Annotated in this window: 18 protein-coding genes; 11 read left to right on the top strand and 7 right to left on the bottom strand. The window is 59.0% G+C overall.

The features are described from left to right. Positions 1-13: 13 nt before the first annotated feature. Positions 14-1,276: an MFS transporter gene (locus tag P3T40_RS15725; RefSeq protein ID WP_429268633.1), complete on the top strand. Its 1,263-nt coding sequence runs from the start codon at positions 14-16 to the stop codon at positions 1,274-1,276. An 84-nt stretch (positions 1,277-1,360) separates the two neighbouring features. Here P3T40_RS15725 and dinB read toward each other — a convergent pair whose 3' ends face one another. Then, positions 1,361-2,542, bottom strand: a complete 1,182-nt coding sequence (dinB, locus tag P3T40_RS15720; RefSeq protein ID WP_429268632.1) for a DNA polymerase IV — start codon at positions 2,540-2,542, stop codon at positions 1,361-1,363. A gap of 405 nt (positions 2,543-2,947) precedes the next feature. Here dinB and P3T40_RS15715 point away from each other — a divergent pair, with 405 nt between their 5' ends. The 5 genes from P3T40_RS15715 (at position 2,948) to P3T40_RS15695 (ending at position 8,904) form a co-directional block, all read left to right on the top strand. Continuing rightward, complete coding sequence (locus tag P3T40_RS15715) at positions 2,948-3,856, top strand: LysR family transcriptional regulator (protein WP_429268631.1); 909 nt, start codon at positions 2,948-2,950, stop codon at positions 3,854-3,856. A 105-nt stretch (positions 3,857-3,961) separates the two neighbouring features. Then, positions 3,962-4,396, top strand: coding sequence for a MarR family winged helix-turn-helix transcriptional regulator (locus P3T40_RS15710; protein WP_429268630.1), 435 nt, complete (start codon positions 3,962-3,964; stop codon positions 4,394-4,396). Positions 4,397-4,524: 128 nt separating this feature from the next. Beyond that, positions 4,525-6,033, top strand: coding sequence for an efflux transporter outer membrane subunit (locus P3T40_RS15705; protein ID WP_429268730.1), 1,509 nt, complete (start codon positions 4,525-4,527; stop codon positions 6,031-6,033). A gap of 65 nt (positions 6,034-6,098) precedes the next feature. Beyond that, entirely contained in the window at positions 6,099-7,259 is a 1,161-nt protein-coding gene (locus P3T40_RS15700; RefSeq protein ID WP_429268629.1) for an HlyD family efflux transporter periplasmic adaptor subunit, read from the top strand. 88 nt (positions 7,260-7,347) lie between these two features. Next, entirely contained in the window at positions 7,348-8,904 is a 1,557-nt protein-coding gene (locus P3T40_RS15695) for a DHA2 family efflux MFS transporter permease subunit (RefSeq protein WP_429268628.1), read from the top strand. Between the two features lie 54 nt (positions 8,905-8,958). Here P3T40_RS15695 and P3T40_RS15690 read toward each other — a convergent pair whose 3' ends face one another. From P3T40_RS15690 to P3T40_RS15670, 5 genes are all read right to left on the bottom strand, one after another. Further along, positions 8,959-9,462, bottom strand: a complete 504-nt coding sequence (locus P3T40_RS15690; protein ID WP_429268627.1) for a hypothetical protein — start codon at positions 9,460-9,462, stop codon at positions 8,959-8,961. Positions 9,463-9,600: 138 nt separating this feature from the next. Continuing rightward, positions 9,601-9,831, bottom strand: coding sequence for a hypothetical protein (locus P3T40_RS15685; RefSeq protein WP_429268626.1), 231 nt, complete (start codon positions 9,829-9,831; stop codon positions 9,601-9,603). 30 nt (positions 9,832-9,861) lie between these two features. Then, on the bottom strand, positions 9,862-10,290 hold the full coding sequence (locus P3T40_RS15680; RefSeq protein WP_429268625.1) for a nuclear transport factor 2 family protein: 429 nt from the start codon (positions 10,288-10,290) through the stop codon (positions 9,862-9,864). A 123-nt stretch (positions 10,291-10,413) separates the two neighbouring features. Then, on the bottom strand, positions 10,414-10,896 hold the full coding sequence (locus tag P3T40_RS15675; protein WP_429268624.1) for a MarR family winged helix-turn-helix transcriptional regulator: 483 nt from the start codon (positions 10,894-10,896) through the stop codon (positions 10,414-10,416). 40 nt (positions 10,897-10,936) lie between these two features. Beyond that, positions 10,937-11,317, bottom strand: a complete 381-nt coding sequence (locus P3T40_RS15670; RefSeq protein ID WP_429268623.1) for an alpha/beta fold hydrolase — start codon at positions 11,315-11,317, stop codon at positions 10,937-10,939. Between the two features lie 120 nt (positions 11,318-11,437). On the opposite strand from P3T40_RS15670, the gene P3T40_RS15665 reads away from it, so the two are divergent. The 5 genes from P3T40_RS15665 (at position 11,438) to P3T40_RS15645 (ending at position 14,725) form a co-directional block, all read left to right on the top strand. Continuing rightward, complete coding sequence (locus P3T40_RS15665; protein ID WP_429268622.1) at positions 11,438-11,839, top strand: tautomerase family protein; 402 nt, start codon at positions 11,438-11,440, stop codon at positions 11,837-11,839. Between the two features lie 142 nt (positions 11,840-11,981). Next, a complete protein-coding gene (locus P3T40_RS15660) occupies positions 11,982-12,878 on the top strand; it encodes an alpha/beta hydrolase (RefSeq protein WP_429268621.1) in 897 nt (298 codons plus the stop codon). Between the two features lie 15 nt (positions 12,879-12,893). Continuing rightward, positions 12,894-13,682 carry an enoyl-CoA hydratase/isomerase family protein gene (locus P3T40_RS15655; RefSeq protein WP_429268620.1) on the top strand — a complete coding sequence of 263 codons (789 nt, stop codon included), beginning with the start codon at positions 12,894-12,896 and terminating at the stop codon, positions 13,680-13,682. Positions 13,683-13,955: 273 nt separating this feature from the next. Continuing rightward, positions 13,956-14,291, top strand: a complete 336-nt coding sequence (locus tag P3T40_RS15650; RefSeq protein ID WP_429268619.1) for a cupin domain-containing protein — start codon at positions 13,956-13,958, stop codon at positions 14,289-14,291. 77 nt (positions 14,292-14,368) lie between these two features. Then, positions 14,369-14,725, top strand: coding sequence for a nuclear transport factor 2 family protein (locus P3T40_RS15645; protein WP_429268618.1), 357 nt, complete (start codon positions 14,369-14,371; stop codon positions 14,723-14,725). A gap of 177 nt (positions 14,726-14,902) precedes the next feature. Here P3T40_RS15645 and P3T40_RS15640 read toward each other — a convergent pair whose 3' ends face one another. Further along, a complete protein-coding gene (locus P3T40_RS15640) occupies positions 14,903-15,865 on the bottom strand; it encodes a helix-turn-helix domain-containing protein (RefSeq protein WP_429268617.1) in 963 nt (320 codons plus the stop codon). Positions 15,866-16,089 lie beyond the last annotated feature (224 nt).

The following is a 16,089-nucleotide window of genomic DNA, read 5'->3' as shown; positions in this document are numbered from 1 at the left end:
AGGACACCTACCGATGTACTCCATCAGCACCCGGCACGAACGCCGCCTCTTATGGCTGCTCGCGCTAACGCAGTTCACCATCATCATGGACTTCATGATCATGATGCCGTTGGGCCCGCAGATCATGCATAGCTTCGGCATTGCGCCGGCCGCCTTCGCGACCGCGGTGTCGGCCTATTCGTGGTGCTCGGGACTCTCGGGCCTGTTCGCCGCCACCTACATTGACCGTTTCGACCGGCGCAAGCTGCTGCTGACAATCTATGCGCTGTTCGCGCTGTCCAATCTGGGATGTGCGCTGGCCAGCAGCTATCCGCTGCTGCTCGCGGCGCGCGCGTTTGCGGGCATCAGCGGCGGCGTGCTGGGCTCGGTGATCATGGCAATCGTCGGCGACGTGATTCCGGTCCAGCGGCGCGGTGCGGCCACCGGCACCATCATGACCGCGTTCTCGCTGGCCGCGATTGCCGGCGTGCCAGCCGGTGTGATGCTCGGGGCACACTTCAACTGGGCTGCACCATTCGTGCTGCTGGTGGTGCTCTCCGTGCTGATCTGGTTTGGCGGCTCGCTGATCGTACCGTCGCTCGCCGAGCATCTGAGCCGCCGGCCGCCGCCGTTGCGCCAGGTGTTGCCCGACCTCATGCGCCTGCTTGGCAATCCGCGCCACCTGAATGCGTTTGCGCTCACCTTCATGATCATGGTGTCGCATATGCTGGTGATTCCGTTTATCGCGCCGATGCTGGTCCTCAACCATGGTGTGCCGCCCGCGCATCTGTCGTGGATGTATATGGGCGGAGGCTTCGCGACGTTCTTCACCTCGCGCGCGGTCGGGCGCCTCGCCGACCGCTACGGCAAGCACCGGGTGTTTCGCATCGCCGCCCTGCTGTCGATGCTGCCGGTGCTGTTCGTGACTCATCTGCCCGACCTGCCGTTCGTGGCCGTCGTGCTGTTCTTTCCGTTCTTTATGGTGGCGATGTCCGGACGGATGGTGCCGATGCAGGCTTTGCTCACCACGGTTCCGGAGCCCTCGCGGCGCGGCGCGTTTCTCAGCGCCAACAGCGCGCTGCAGGCACTCGGAACCGGTTGTGGCGCATGGCTTGGCGGCCTGATGCTGACCAATACGCCGAGCGGGCAAATTGCCGGCTACGGCACCGTCGGCTGGGTGGCCGTAGCGATGACGATGGTGGGCGTGCTGTGGGTCGGTCGCGTGAAGGCTGCGGCAGATAAGACGCCGGCGCCTGCCGCTGCGGAACTCGGCCCGGAGTCGCTTGGCGAGGCCTGAACGCCGTTTGGTGAATGCTTAAGCAGACCGTGACGTGGCGCCAAGCATCCCTAAGGGCTGGCAGATTTATCCCGGCGACGAAGGCTATTCTCGGCGTCCCGCTGCATCCTCAACGGGAAATGGCAACTCTTGCTGAATGACCACACGTTCGTGCGGCTCGTTGCTGGCAACAGTCAGGGCACTCACGCGAACGCCGATCAGACGCAGCCTTCGATCGAGGACGATACGTTTGAGACACTCGGTGGCTGCGTGCCGTATCGACGCTGCATCAGCGGTTGAGACAGGCAGTGTCACGTCTCTCGTGACCGTCTTGAAATCCGCGAACTTGATCTTGATACCGACGGTGCGCCCGACGTAGCCCTTACGAGTCAAATCGTCAGCAACGCGGGTACACAATCCAGTGAATGCAACAGACAGTGTGGGGCGATCCTGACGCGGATGCATGTCGCGTTCGAAGGTTGTCTCGCGGCTCATTGACTTCGGTTCTGAACTTACCACGACGGGCCGCTCATCGAAGCCTTGTGCGACCTCCGCAAGCCACGCCGAATAGCTTCGCCCAAAGTGTTCCTGAAGCAGACCGAGGTCCGCTTTCGCCAACTCGCCGACCGTCGAAATACCCACCGCCGCGAGCCGCTCCGTTGCCTTTGGACCGATACCGTTGACTTTCTTCACCGGCAACGGCCAGACGCGCAGTGGCACGTCTTGAGGCGTCAGGATCGTCAGGCCGTCCGGCTTGTCGAGTTCCGAGCCGATCTTGGCGAGGAGCTTATTGGGCGCGACGCAGATCGAGCACGTCAGCCCTGTGGCCTCATTCACGGCACGCTTGATGCGCGCGGCGATGTCGCGCGGCTCGCCGGGGAGATCAGTCAGATCGATATAGATTTCGTCGATGCCGCGGTCTTCGATTCGTTGCGTGAACGCGGCGACCGCTGATTTGAACAGTCGCGAATAGTGGCGATACGAATCGAAGTCTGTGGGTAGCAACACTGCGTCAGGCGCAAGCTGAGCCGCCTTCATCATCCCCATCGCAGAGAACACACCGAGCGCCCTTGCTTCGTAGGTCGAGGTTGTGACGACGCCGCGACCGGCGTAATCGCGAAGCCGTGCGAACCTCCGGCTGCCGTCGGGCAGAAGCTCTGGCGCTGCATTCCTACCCCCGCCGATCACCACGGGCCGCCCGCGCAACTCCGGGTATCGCAACAATTCAACGGATGCGTAGAACGCGTCCATGTCCAGGTGCGCGATGCGGCGGGCTTCAGAAATCATGGGCTGCTGAAAGGGAACCTGTGCGACTAAAGGGTGGCCGCGCCTCCGTGCATAAGGGCAAGGATGGAAGGCAGTGGCCGAGCTTGGCTGATACCGATTATACCTGTTCATCCATACAGTATGCAGCCGGCTCGGATGAACAACAAATCGTCGACTCCCGTACCTCGCCTGCGCTGCAGTGAGGCTTCGCACGCTACGAAGTGAATGGCATTGCCCGTTCAGCGGCCTTTGCGGTCGCTCAATCTATGAGCGCCGCTGTGGCATAGACTGCTGTGTGCCGCCGGATCAAAAGTTGCTTTTCCCGTGAAATTCCGTGGGAAAGATGGCTTGCGACTGGAACATCCCGTGTCCTTGAAAGCGGCATTCCATCCACCCGTTGTTTAGGTTCGTCGAAGAGTTCTCACCATGGAATATGTCGAAAGCCTGCGTGTTTTCCGCTCGGTGGTCGAGTTGAGGAGCTTCACCCGAGCGGCGGATATTCATGGGCTGGCCCGGCCAGCGGTGTCGCGCGCAATAGCGGGGCTTGAAGAGCGGATGGGGTGCCGGCTATTGAACCGGACCACCCGGCAGATCTCGCTCACCGAAGCGGCGGAGCGATTCTACGAAGGCTGCGTGCGCATCCTGGATGACCTGGATGCACTCGAGGCGGACGTAGCAAACCAGACACGCAAAGCAAGCGGCGTTTTACGCCTTGTCTCCCATACAACCGCGACGCTCACCCGGCTGGTTCCCTTGATCGCCGGATTCAAACGGGCTCATCCGGATGTCACGCTGGATGTCACGCTGACAGAGCGGCCCGTCGACCTGGTTGCCGACGGATACGACCTTGGCATCGTCGTTCCGTACATGGTGACGAGCGAAACAACGGTCGTACGCCTGCTCGAGCGAATTCCGGTTGTCATCGTCGCAACACCAGCGTATCTGCAAGCCTCGTCAATACCGCAACACCCATCGGGCCTGGCCAATCATCTTTTTGTGGCAATGTCGCCATCGATTCGTCGCGCCTGCATCAACTTCCGCAATGGTGAGCATGACCTGAGCGTGCCCTTTCGCTTCGACGTTTCGTCGAACAGTCCCACCTTCAACCGCGAAATGGTGTTGCAAGGCTTCGGCATTGGCGTCGTGCCCGCCGACCTTGCAGAGAATGAATTGACATCGGGAAAGCTCATCCGCCTGCTCACCGATTTCCAGCTCGTCGAGGAGAGCATCGAAATTCGCCTGGCTTACAGTAACCGTACGCTGCTGCCCGCCAAGGTGCGCGCGTTTATCGACTATGCGGCCGCCTCTTTTGCGGCGGCGGCGCCATCGCGGTAACCGGGTAAAAAGACCTGCGAAACACGTCATTGGTACGCGGAACGGCAACAAACTGATACCCCTGCCCGTATCGCTTCGCGGCGACCGTTCCACTAATCTGTGCACATGCACTCAAACGATCTTACCGACGACGACTGTTTCGCCCTTCGGCAGGCCTCTCGACACATTTCGAAGCTTTACGAGCACCACCTGTCCGAGGCCGGCATCACGCCCACGCAGTTCAGCATTCTCAGGACATTGGGCCGTTGTCCGAATCTGACCATGGCCGAACTGGCCAAGGCGATGATGATGGACAGAACGACTCTCGTCCGGGCGCTTAAGCCCCTGCTCCGGCGTGCCCTGGTGGCCACACCGGCTGAAGGGCAAAGCAACCGGCGACTGCGCGTCGTACTCACCAGGAAAGGGTCTGCGAAGCATGAGGAAGCGGCGCCTCACTGGGCAGCTGCGCAGGCCAGCTTCGAACGTAGCTTTGGCCAGCAGCAAGCAGCTTATCTGCGAAATGAACTGTTCCGCATGACGAGCGACCTGTCCGAAAGCTAAGCACAAAGCAACAAACTGATGCACTTCCGCGCATTGATACGTGAATATCCGAACACCATCGTGTGCATATGCACTATCAACCGTGCGAAGACATGTTCCCCAGATAAGCAAAGGAAATCGAAACCATGATGAATCACTACCGACCCCAGTTGCGGGCGAGCGCATGGGCGGCCTCAATAGCCGCGGCGGTAGCGGCGCTCAGCCTCGCCGGATGCGTCAACTACTCCGGCATCAAGAGCGACAAGCAGATCGAGCCTCCTGCAAAGCTCGAGACGCAACAGAGTTTGCCCGCCGAGGGCGGACAGTGGCCTGCAATGGATTGGGCCAAACAGTTCGGCGATCCACAACTGCCGGCATTGATCGAAGAGGCCTTACAGGCTAATCCAACCATCGACCAGGCACGCGCCCGCATTGAGAAAGCATCGTCCTATGTCGGCAGCGCCAACTCGACCCTCTACCCGAATGTGACAGGCAGCTATGCATGGACGCGTCAGCTTTATACCGGCAACGGCATCGTTCCGCCTCCGTACAACGGCACGTGGCAGAGCGAGAACAACGTGCTCGCCAGTGCTTCGTTTGACCTCGACCTGTGGGGCAAGAATCGCGAGAAGCTTCGTCAGGCCGTGTCGCAGGAAAAGGTAGCCGACGCCGAAGCCGAGGAGGTGCGCATCTCACTGGCCGCTTCGGTGGCAAGCACGTACAACCATCTTGCGCAACTCTATGCGTTGCGTGATATCGAGGTCCGCGAAGTCAAGAATCGCGAGGATATCGGGCATATCACGGATGGACGCGTTGGCGCGGGACTCGACACCAACGTGGAACGGCAGACGGCAACTGGCGAAACCGCGACGAGCCGCTCCAGCGTCAGCGACCTCGACGGACAGATCACGACCGTACGCTACCAGTTGGGCGCCCTGCTCGGCCAGGGGCCCGACCGCGGCCTCAGGATTGCCAATCCGTCGCTTGGAGAGGGCGCCAGCGTCGCACTTCCCGACAACCTTCCCGCCGACCTGCTTTCGCGTCGCCCCGACATCGTTGCGGCCTTCTGGCAGGTGGATGCCGCCACTCACGACATGAAGGAAGCGAAGGCTGAGTTTTATCCAGACGTCAATCTTTCCGCAGCGGCAGGACTCGATGCGTTTGGCTGGGGCCGGCTGCTTACGGCCGGAAGCCGGACGATTCAGGCAGGACCGGCGATTCATCTTCCCATCTTCGATGCCGGGGCCCTGCGCTCGCAACTCAAGGGCCGCTATGCAGATTTCGATTACGACATCGCTACGTACAACCAAACGTTGATTAACGCGTTATCCGACGTTGCCACGCAGGTCACGCAGATTCACTCGACCGACCGTCAACTGGTCGACGCACGGCAGGCGCTCGATGCGCAGACCAAGGCGTATCAGCTCGCCATCGTTCGATACAAGGCGGGTTTGACCCAGCAACTTCAGGTGCTGAACGCGGACGACAACCGGCTGGCAGCCGAAACGGCCGTCGTCAATCTCGAGATGGGTCGCCGCAACATGCAGATCGGACTGGTCAAGGCACTGGGCGGCGGATTCGATGCCTCGCGCGCAGGCCTTGCGGCGAGTGCAGAGACACCGATTCCTACGCCTTCCGATGGCGCGGCAACTAACTGAACGATCCGATCGGCCTTCAGGCACAACGGCCTGATGGAGTACATCAAACTTTATTGGAGCTACAAATGAACGCACCTCAGTCACCTTCCGGTAAAGAGCCGGAAAAAAAGCCCGGCAAACGCAAACTCCTGCTCTCGCTGCTTGTCGCTTCCCTTGCAATCGCAGGCGCTGCGTACGGCGCCTATTATTTCCTCGACGCCCGTTTCCACGTGGATACCGACGATGCATACGTCAACGGCAACGTCGTACAAATCACACCTCAGGTCACGGGCACCGTCATCGCGGTGAATGCCGACAACACGCAGGTCGTGAAAAAGGGCGAACCGGTCGTCCAGATCGACCCGGCCGATGCAAAGATCGCACTGCAACAGGCGGAGGCCAATCTGGGGCAGACCGTGCGCCAGATACATGGCCTGTATGTCGACGATGACAAATATCGCGCCGATATCGCGCAACGTCAGTCGGATCTCTCGAAGGCACAGGACGATCTGCGGCGCCGGCTTTCCACCGGCATGACCGGGGCCGTGTCGGACGAAGAAATCTCGCATGCCCGCGACGCCGTCAGGTCGGCTCAAGCCGCGCTCGACGCGGCCCGGCAGCAGCTTGGTGCCAATCGCGCACTGACGGCCAACACGTCGGTCGAGAAGCATCCCGATGTCATGGCAAGCGCCGCCCACGTTCGCGATGCGTACCTGGCTTACGCCCGCACCACGTTGCCGGCGCCCGTGACCGGCTATATCGCGCAGCGTACGGTTCAGGTCGGGCAACGCGTGTCTCCCGGCACGCCGCTGATGTCCGTCGTGCCGCTCGAACAGGTGTGGGTCGATGCGAACTTCAAGGAGTGGCAGCTTCGTCATATCCGGGTAGGACAACCCGTTGATCTGACGGCTGACGTCTACGGTTCCACTGTCGTCTATCACGGCAAGGTGGTGGGCTTTACGCCGGGCACCGGATCGGCACTGGCGCTGTTGCCGGCGCAGAACGCGACTGGTAACTGGATCAAGGTGGTGCAGCGGCTGCCGGCGCGCATCGAGATTCCACCTGCCGAGCTGGAAAAGCACCCGTTGCGCGTGGGTCTTTCGATGAACGTGGATGTCGACGTCAAGGACCCCGATGGCGCGCAGCTCGGTACGGGGTCTCCCTCGACCTATGAGACTGACGTCTTCGCAAAGTATGGAGACGATGCGGATGCTGCGATCGCACGCATCATTGCCGAAAACGAATGATCGTCCCCCCACTGGCCAGGGGCGCGCGAAAGACGCCGTACCCCCGCCGTGCCCCTTTCGCCAGACACACAATCGCCGGATCTTCACCATGACCACCAACCATACGAATCATCCCCCGCTTACGGGGACGACACTCGCCTTGGGCTCGCTAAGCGTGGGCCTCGCGGGCTTCATGACCGTGCTTGACTCATCAATCGCCAACGTCGCTATTCCGACCATCTCGGGAAACCTGGGCGTATCGGTTGATGAAGGCACCTGGGTTATCACTGTATTTGCGGCCGCGAATGCAATCGCGATCCCGTTGACCGGCTGGTTGACCCAGCGACTGGGTCAGGTTCGCCTGTTCGTCGGTTCGATCCTGCTGTTCGTAGTCGCGTCGTGGTTGTGCGGCATTGCGCCCACATTGCCGATCCTGCTTCTTGCACGCGTGCTGCAGGGCGCTGTGGCCGGACCGCTGATTCCGATGTCCCAGGCACTGCTGCTCAGTTCATGGCCAAAGGCGAAATCCTCGCTGGCACTATCGCTATTCTCAATGATTGTGGTGACCGGGCCGATTGTGGGACCGGCGCTCGGCGGTTGGGTGACGGACAGCTACAGCTGGTCATGGATCTTCTATATCAACATCCCGGTCGGGCTATTCGCTGCCGCGATGGTCTGGATTCTCTACCGCAAGCGCGATACACCGGCCAAAAAGTTGCCAATCGACGTTGTCGGGCTGGTCCTGCTGATCGTCTGGGTAGCATCGCTCCAGGTGATGCTGGACAAGGGCAAGGATCTCGACTGGTTCTCTTCGAACACGATTATCGTTCTGACTATCGTTGCCGCAGTCGGCCTTGCGCTCTTCATTGTCTGGGAGCTAACGGAGAAAAACCCTATCGTCGACCTTACCCTCTTCAAGCAGCGCAACTTCCTTGGAGGCACGGTTTCGATTGCTGTCGCGTATGGCATCTTCTTCGGAACGCTGGTTTTGCTTCCGCAGTGGATGCAGGAGTACTTAGGATATCGGGCAGTCGATGCGGGGCTTGCGACGGCGCCGCTGGGCATTTTTGCGGTAATCGGCGCACCGATCATGGGTAAGATCCTGCCGCGCTCCGATGCACGCATCATTGGCACGTGCGCGTTCATCGGCTTCGCGATCGTCTACTACATGCGCTCGCATTTCTACACGGATCTCAGCGAAGGGTACATTATTCTGCCGACCCTGCTGCAGGGCATTCCGATGGCGCTGTTCTTCGCCCCGCTGACCGTGATCATCCTGTCAGGGCAACCGCCGGAAAAGGTGCCAGCCGCTGCCGGCCTGTCCACCTTCGGACGCATGTTCTTCGGCGGTATCGGCACGTCGCTGGCGGGCGTCGTGTGGAACAACCGGACGATCATGCACCATGAAATCCTGACTCAACAGTCGAGTTCGACTAACCCTCTGTTCAATGCGCAGATGAACTCCTACCACTCGGTGCTTGGCCTGGGCCAGCAGGCATCGTATGCGTTGTTCGATCATACCGTGCAGACGCAGGCCGCCATGTTAGGGCTGAATGACGTGTTCTATGGGGCAGCGATCATCATGATCATCATTATCCCGCTCATCTGGATCACGAAACCAGGCAAGGCTGGCGGTTCGAGCGACGCGGCCGCAGGCGCGCACTGAAACATGGCCGGGACACCTGCCGGAAACGGCAACGGTTGTCCCGGCCACGCAGGATCAAATTTGAACTTTGTGCGGTACATCGATGCGCGGGTGCGCGGCCACCGCCTTCTCCGTTGCTTCGACACGACCCGGTTCGAGACCCAAGGCTTTCGCCGTAAATACGGTGGTCCAGGTTTTTCTGTCGATGCTCCATGCTCCGCTCGGAATTTCCTCCACGATGCAAAACACCCGTGGTCCGCTGCCATCGCCACCCGTCCCGTCGGCATCCAGAATCGCGCTGGTCAAATCCGCGGCCAGGTTATCGATGCGCTCCTGATCCATGAAACCGAGCATCACCCTGACGTTGACCCGATAAATGTTTTGAGTCGCGGGATGACCAGCGACTGACACGTGGTGCTTCGGACGTTCGTCAAGATAAACCCAGGCAACGGACGCAGAGGTTTCGTTAAGCTCGATTCCTTCCCAGCGTAGCGCTGTAGACCACAGATTCTTCGTCAGCTTCTGTTGCGCTTCACTGTTCAGTGAACCTTGTGCATAGATAACGTCGATTAACGGCATGTTTGTACTCCTTACTTCAGTTGAACGATGAACCAATGGATAAAAGGTAACAGGTAACAGGGAGGAGAAAGCACTCGTTCGCCGTACGTGCAAAATGAATTGCACCACAGCGCAATCGCGACCTATCCAGTAACGAAATCAGCCCACTTGAGATTTCAACTTGTCAGCCGCCGATTTGAGAATCGCTCGGGAGAGTTTTTCCTCGCTCACCGCACGGGCCATTGGCCGTGCGCCAACTAGCGTCGCCAGCGCGGCAATCGCCTTGGTCCTTTTTGATTTCTGATTTTCGCCAGCGACCAACCTGGCGAGCAACTCCACATACACCTCGACCTGCCGCGTATAGGCAAGCCGGCTTCGGTCGTTGCTCATCGCGACATCGCCAGCTGAGGTCGTGTGCCCTCAGTTCAGGATAAGCTTTGGGTAGCGACGCGGTTCGCGCCCTTCGAGAACATCTCGCCCCCGCGCGGTATCCGCGTAAATGCGGCCATAAGAGATTTTGCCGTCGCGTACCTTGAAGAGAAAAAGATGTTCGTTCTCCATGGAGAAGCCCGTTTTGGTTTTCGCGCGGGCAACCACGGGCACGAAAATATAGCCGTCAGACTCAACAACCGCCTTCAGGTCATAGTTGAAATATTCGTACTCTTTGTATACATGCGCCCAGAAGGCCAGAAATTCCTCTTTTCCGTTGTACGTTCCACCGTACGGCAAGGAATCAGAAAATTCGAACACGACATCGTCCGCCAGAGCGGCGACCAGGTCGGCCCTGTCGTTGGCTTCGAATCCGGTGAATGCCTTCTTGCAGGCTTCCACAAGGTGTTGGTTGCTCATCTTCGTCTCCATGAATATACGTTGATATACGCCTATTAATTTGAACAAAGAACTGATTGCCGACCACACCTGATGATATGTCGGGTGTCGCCCGACATATCCGTTCCTGCCGACGTGTCCCTGCTATGCGTCAGCATCGGCGACACTGTCCGCCCACGGGTCAAAACCACTGTCCAGCACGGCCCTCAGGGCGTCCCGAAGCCGCGCGGCCGGCGACTTGCCATAAGCACCTTCGAACGTCGACTGGACTTCACTCCACAAGGGAAGCGCCTTTTTGTACCTGGCGAGCCCCGCCTTCGTGATAACCGCCTGCTTCGCGCGTCTGTCCTCTTTGGACGGAACGATATCGATCAATCCGTCTCGCTCCAACGGCTTCAGATTCGACGTCAGCGTTGTCCGGTCCATGGCTATTGCCCCGGCCAGCTCACCCATGGTGATCGACCCGCTCCTTACGAGCTTGTGAAGAATGGAAAACTGCGTGATTCGAAGGTCGACGGGACTCAATGCCTTGTCGTACACCGCGGTGAGATAACGCGATGCCTGCCTCGCAGCGAGACAATTGCATAGTCCGTCGATGTTGGGAAGCGTGTCTTCGTTCCGTTTCATGTGCGTCTGCTCGATATTCCCCGATAGCCGGAATATACGCTCATATCCGCTTATTGCAACTGGACGCCATCAGGGGGGCCATCTGAGGGAACGGCAAGGCGCATTCGGAGAGAAAGGCCTCGATGGCGGCCAGTTCGGCGATCTGGCCGCCCATGCTGTGCCCCACAAGCACCACCCGCGCCATCTGGTGTTTCTCGATCAGGCGCTCAACGTCGGCCGCCGCCTGGGCCAGGGTGTAGGGACCGCCATCCTCCCGCAACGTGCCCGCTCCTCGCAAGTCGAGCGTGTAGTGCACATACGACGTTGATTCGAACTGCTCCATGAGCGGCGACCAAACCGTACGATTGTCGAGAAAACCATGTACGAACACCAAAGAAAGCGGTGTCCGACTCGTTTCGCTTGCTGATGTGACAGCTGACATTTGACCCTCCTTGTGCAGCGAACCTGAATCTTGCCAAGTCACGCTATGGAGCCTATTATGCGCATATCAACCTATTATTGCTCTCGTGGTAAACACGAAACCTTACTTCGCGGAGACATCATGCCTGTTTTTCACGCCCACATTCCCGCTGGTCGCTTCTCGAAGGACCAGAAAAAAGCCATTGGTAATTCGCTGAACCGCTCGCTTGTGGAGGGACTCGGGATTCCGCCTGGCGACCGTTTCATCATGATTAGCGAGCACGAAGAGGACGAGTTGTTCATCGACCCCACCTTCATGGAAATGAATCGGACCGCTAACGCAATGATTGTCACCGTGCTTATCGGTGCGCACCGTCCGCTCGACGACAAGCAGAAACTTCTCGCGGCAATCACCCGACTGCTCCACGAGAACGTTGGAATTTCTCCCGACGATGTATTTATCGCCTTGGTTCCAGTACCAAATGAGAATTTCTCTTTCGGCCGTGGCGTAGCCCAACTGGCAGAAGTTTCGCCCCGCTGGTGAGTACCTCGGTACGCGATCGTTCGTCGTCCTTTGCATTTCTAAAAAATAGATTGTTCGCGAGGCGCCGCTACCCATGGCTAAGCGATCGATTCGAATCGATCCACACTGATACACCTGATTCTGTAACGCACAAGGAACGAAGATGACAACGCGGTTGGATGTGGAGTTTGAGGTTGAAGGCAATGAGCGGCTGCGCGCATGGCTATTTATGCCAGACGGGGCCGCTGGCCCTAGGCCAGCTATCTCGATGGCGCATGGATATGCCGGCGTAAGGGAACATGGTCTGGAGCCGTTCGCGCGTGCTTTTGCAGAAGCGGGCTTCGTCGTGCTGTTGCACGATCATCGTAATTTTGGGGCGAGCGATGGCGCGGTTCGGCAAGACGTGGATCCGTGGCGTCAGATCGCCGACTGGCGCCGGGCAATTTCCTATCTGGAAGAGCGGCCAGAGGTCGATGCATCGCGCATCGGCGTGTGGGGAACAAGCTACGCCGGTGGCCACGTTATCGTTCTCGGCGCGACGGACCGCAGAATACGCGCCGTTGTCTCTCAGGTTCCGACCATCAGCGGTTATGAACAGGGGCTGCGACGTATCCCTCCGGAAGGAATCCCCGCGCTCGAAAACGCACTTTCGGAAGACGAACGCGCGCAAGCTCGAGGCGAGCCGCCGCGTCGTCAAGCTGTTGTGAGTGCGGATCCTACGGTCCCCGCGTCATATCGCGCACAGGACGCCATCGATTTCTATCTGCAGCCTATGCCCCCCGGCATCTGGGAAAACAATGTGACGATTCGTTCGACACGTGGGGCGCGCATGTACGAACCTGGGGTATGGGTCTCCCGCGTGTCGCCAACCCCTCTGTTAATGGTCGTCGCGCTGAACGACACGATTACTGTGACGGATCTCGCGCTCAAGGCCTATGAACAGGCTCTGCAGCCAAAGCGACTGGTCACCATTCCGGGCGGACACTTCGACCCTTATCTGGGGCAGTTCCCTGCCGCGAGTTCGGCGGCCGTTGCCTGGTTCGAAGAGCACCTTTCCTGAGCGAGGAAGAATTTCATGTCACATCTGACGCACTCGATCAAAGACGGTATTGCCGTCATCACCCTGGGCAATCCGCCGCAAAATCGCCTTACGCCGCAATTGTTCGACGAGTTGGACGCGGCGCTGACAGCAATCGGTGAAAGCGATGCGCGGGCATTGCTCGTGCACGCCGAAGGCCCAGATTTCAGTTTCGGTGGCGATATCGTTGACTGGCCGGACATGACTGCACGCGAACTTCGCACGCTGTTCGAACGGTATATGAATTGCTTCAATCGCTTCGAGCGGCTGTCGATTCCCACGGTCGCGGCAGTTCAGGGGCTATGCTTCGGCGGCGGGCTGGAGCTGGCTGTACGCGCAGATGTCATTTTTGCCGCTGAAACGGCTCGTTTTGGTCACCCGGAGCAATCGCTCGCCATCGTGACCGTGCTAGGCGGGGTTTATCGGGTTGCAGAGAGAGCCGGTCGCTCGAAAGCAGTCGAATGGGCCTTGACGTCGGAGCAGGTGCCAGCGGCGGTCATGGAGCGTCACGGTGTGGTGAATAGGGTCGTGCCTGACGCAGAGCTGCTCGACCAAGCGACAGCGTTCGTGGTCAGGCTCGCTGCCGGGCCCACTCGCGCTCATGCAGCTCACAAGGCGCTTTTGAGAATCTGGGCGACAGGCGGTGTTACTGCGGCCGACGAAGCCATGTTTGATATTGCTATGCCGCTCTTCGACAGCAAGGACGCCAAGCTGGCGCTGCCAGCATCCGTCGAAGCCTTCCTGGCAAAGCAACCACGTCCCGTCTTTCCGTTCACTGGCGAGTAGTCCCCTCCCCCGGAGTCATCCAGGTTCGTACTGCCGTCGATTTTCCACTGCACGGGCAGGCAAGTCAGATTGCACTGAAGTGCAATCATCCCCCTATCCACTGCGATATTCTTGTTTCACCCACAGACCTTGCCGAACGGGACAGTGGCCCGACACATGCTAGGAGACGACGATGGACATCAAGCCAAAGGTTAAGGAAGAAGCAGTTCAACTCAACGACATTCCGTGGAAGGCTTTCCCTGACGCGCTTTCGAAAGGGGCATCCGCTGGAAGATGTTGCACGCCTCGCCGGAAATGGACGCGTGGACCGCAATTTTCGACTGCCCTGCGGGCTCGTCGTTCAATGCGCATTTTCACGTCGGCCCAGGCGAATATCTGCTGACGAAGGGCCGAATGGATGTCCGCGGCGGTCACGAACATGGAGGGGACACCGTAATCGCTCCAGCGTACGGCTACGAGTCTGCCAACGCACGACACGATAAAACCTTCTTCCCGGTCGACAGCGAGTTCTACATGACCTTCCTGGGGCCGCTGTCGTTCATCAAGGAGGATGGCACACCCATCGTTGTTGTCACATGGGATGAGGCCCAGCGCGCATACGCCGGCTAAACAGGCGATGCCTTTGCCAGACGCCGGCAATGTTCCGCGTTGCCGGTTCTCCATTTGACTCTTCACGGACGCTTACCATGTCAGCTTCTTCTCAACAGTCTGAAGAGACAACCAAGCAGGTCCTCGACCATCATCTCGGCGCGTTTGCAAAGGGTATCGATGAGATCCTCAAGGACTACGACGATAGCTCCACGCTCATCACACCCGACAAGACTTTTCGTGGTCTTGGCGAAAAAGCCGGTTTCTTTAAGGCATTCCTTGACGGCGCCGCCCCTGAATTCTGGGCGGCGTTCAAGATCACGAGTCTCAGCACCACATCTGAAATCGCCTACCTCGCGTGGGAGGCAAAGCCCTGGGTCACACTCGCAACGGACACGCTTTTCGTCAAGAACGGGAGGATTTCCGTTCAGACGTTCACGTCGCTCGCGGCATGAGCGCCGCCGAGATGTCCTTTTATTCAGGATCCCGACGGTTACAAGATTGAGGGTCTGCAACGCTCTGGGCACTATGTCTAGCAGGACGCTTTACGCTCAATGGTAGTGCCGCTTTTTCCGCTTCGGCTCAGGCGCCTCTGCAATCAGGGGCCCAACTGTTGCCGTGCACCGACGCTTCTAGGAGCGGAACTCCATTGTCCTGCGCACCTCCCCCGGGGACGCACCGTACTTCTCCTTAAATGCGCGGCAAAAATGGCTTGTCGAGTTGAAACCCCGGCGAAATGCGATTTCAGATATCCGTTGCCGGTTATACGCCGGGTCTGTCAGCGCCTCTTTGCAGGCATTCAAACGTCTATCCAGAATCCATCCAGAAACAGTCATGTCGCCGCGCTGAAAAAGCATATGCAGGTAACGCAGCGAAATTCGATTTGCCTCCGCAATGCGGGTCGGGCTAAGGTCGTCTTCATGCAGGTGCTGCAAAATATAATCCTGCACGCGTCTCAGCATGGCCGCGCTCGCGTCGAACATCGCTGACGGCTGCTGTCCCGATAGCGCAATGCCGAGTAGCTCGAGCGTCGACCTGCTGACAGAACCTTGAACGCTCTCGTCGAGTGTCGCGATTTCATTCGAAAGAGCCAGGAGGTGTACAGCCAGCAGTGAACCCACGCCGGTGCGACTTTCGATTTTTCCACCTGTAGGAGGTTGCTTTCGCTCCGGCAAGCGCTCCCGCATCACCGACCACGGAATCATGAGCGTTACTTTGTGCAGGCGCTCAAGAACTTCAAATTCGATCACCTGGTCAGTCGTCCAGACGACAACATCGCCCGACGCAACCTCAACCCCAGAGTCGCCAATCTTGAAGCGTTCCCGCCCACCCGTCGTGAGCTGCACGCCCACGAAAAGCTCGTCATCGTGGCGCACATGGCCATGGGTGCGCTGTCCCGTGCAGGGGTCACACACAGTCTCGACAATGCCGGCTCCGGCGAAGTCGTGATGTTTGACGTGGGCATAGAACGTCGCGGGAAGGCGGTGTGGTACTTGCCAGTCGCGATAGCTGGCACTGAGCACCGACTGCCAGGCGTCCGTGCGGTCGCCCAGCGCAACGTCGTTGCTTGACCATTCCGTTGATAGATTTCGCACGTCGAATCTCCTTTCGCCCCGGCCTCACGGTCCGGTCCGGCGCCGGATTTTCATGCTAGATGCCACCTTAAAAGATAGAATGCAGGCGGGGATTCGACCAGTAGGACGTACCCTATTCGGGCTCGCAGCCAACGAGTCAGGGAATTGTCAACTTGCGGGCAACCTGTGCTTCCGCGGCCCGCACGTGGGCGGAGGAAACCAGGCAGACCTCGAGAAACATCCGA

Origin of the sequence: Paraburkholderia sp. EB58 (genome assembly GCF_050436665.1) — a bacterium.
In the GTDB taxonomy this organism is placed as follows: Bacteria; Pseudomonadota; Gammaproteobacteria; order Burkholderiales; family Burkholderiaceae; genus Paraburkholderia.
This window is presented reverse-complemented; position numbering and strand designations above follow the sequence as displayed.

Excerpts from the sequence above, each read along its gene's own strand:
- P3T40_RS15725 (WP_429268633.1), top strand. The coding sequence starts at position 14 with ATGTACTCCATCAGCACCCGGCACGAACGCCGCCTCTTATGGCTGCTC.
- dinB (WP_429268632.1), bottom strand. The coding sequence starts at position 2,542 with ATGATTTCTGAAGCCCGCCGCATCGCGCACCTGGACATGGACGCGTTC.
- P3T40_RS15715 (WP_429268631.1), top strand. The coding sequence starts at position 2,948 with ATGGAATATGTCGAAAGCCTGCGTGTTTTCCGCTCGGTGGTCGAGTTG.
- P3T40_RS15710 (WP_429268630.1), top strand. The coding sequence starts at position 3,962 with ATGCACTCAAACGATCTTACCGACGACGACTGTTTCGCCCTTCGGCAG.
- P3T40_RS15705 (WP_429268730.1), top strand. The coding sequence starts at position 4,525 with ATGAATCACTACCGACCCCAGTTGCGGGCGAGCGCATGGGCGGCCTCA.
- P3T40_RS15700 (WP_429268629.1), top strand. The coding sequence starts at position 6,099 with ATGAACGCACCTCAGTCACCTTCCGGTAAAGAGCCGGAAAAAAAGCCC.
- P3T40_RS15695 (WP_429268628.1), top strand. The coding sequence starts at position 7,348 with ATGACCACCAACCATACGAATCATCCCCCGCTTACGGGGACGACACTC.
- P3T40_RS15690 (WP_429268627.1), bottom strand. The coding sequence starts at position 9,462 with ATGCCGTTAATCGACGTTATCTATGCACAAGGTTCACTGAACAGTGAA.
- P3T40_RS15685 (WP_429268626.1), bottom strand. The coding sequence starts at position 9,831 with ATGAGCAACGACCGAAGCCGGCTTGCCTATACGCGGCAGGTCGAGGTG.
- P3T40_RS15680 (WP_429268625.1), bottom strand. The coding sequence starts at position 10,290 with ATGAGCAACCAACACCTTGTGGAAGCCTGCAAGAAGGCATTCACCGGA.
- P3T40_RS15675 (WP_429268624.1), bottom strand. The coding sequence starts at position 10,896 with ATGAAACGGAACGAAGACACGCTTCCCAACATCGACGGACTATGCAAT.
- P3T40_RS15670 (WP_429268623.1), bottom strand. The coding sequence starts at position 11,317 with ATGTCAGCTGTCACATCAGCAAGCGAAACGAGTCGGACACCGCTTTCT.
- P3T40_RS15665 (WP_429268622.1), top strand. The coding sequence starts at position 11,438 with ATGCCTGTTTTTCACGCCCACATTCCCGCTGGTCGCTTCTCGAAGGAC.
- P3T40_RS15660 (WP_429268621.1), top strand. The coding sequence starts at position 11,982 with ATGACAACGCGGTTGGATGTGGAGTTTGAGGTTGAAGGCAATGAGCGG.
- P3T40_RS15655 (WP_429268620.1), top strand. The coding sequence starts at position 12,894 with ATGTCACATCTGACGCACTCGATCAAAGACGGTATTGCCGTCATCACC.
- P3T40_RS15650 (WP_429268619.1), top strand. The coding sequence starts at position 13,956 with ATGTTGCACGCCTCGCCGGAAATGGACGCGTGGACCGCAATTTTCGAC.
- P3T40_RS15645 (WP_429268618.1), top strand. The coding sequence starts at position 14,369 with ATGTCAGCTTCTTCTCAACAGTCTGAAGAGACAACCAAGCAGGTCCTC.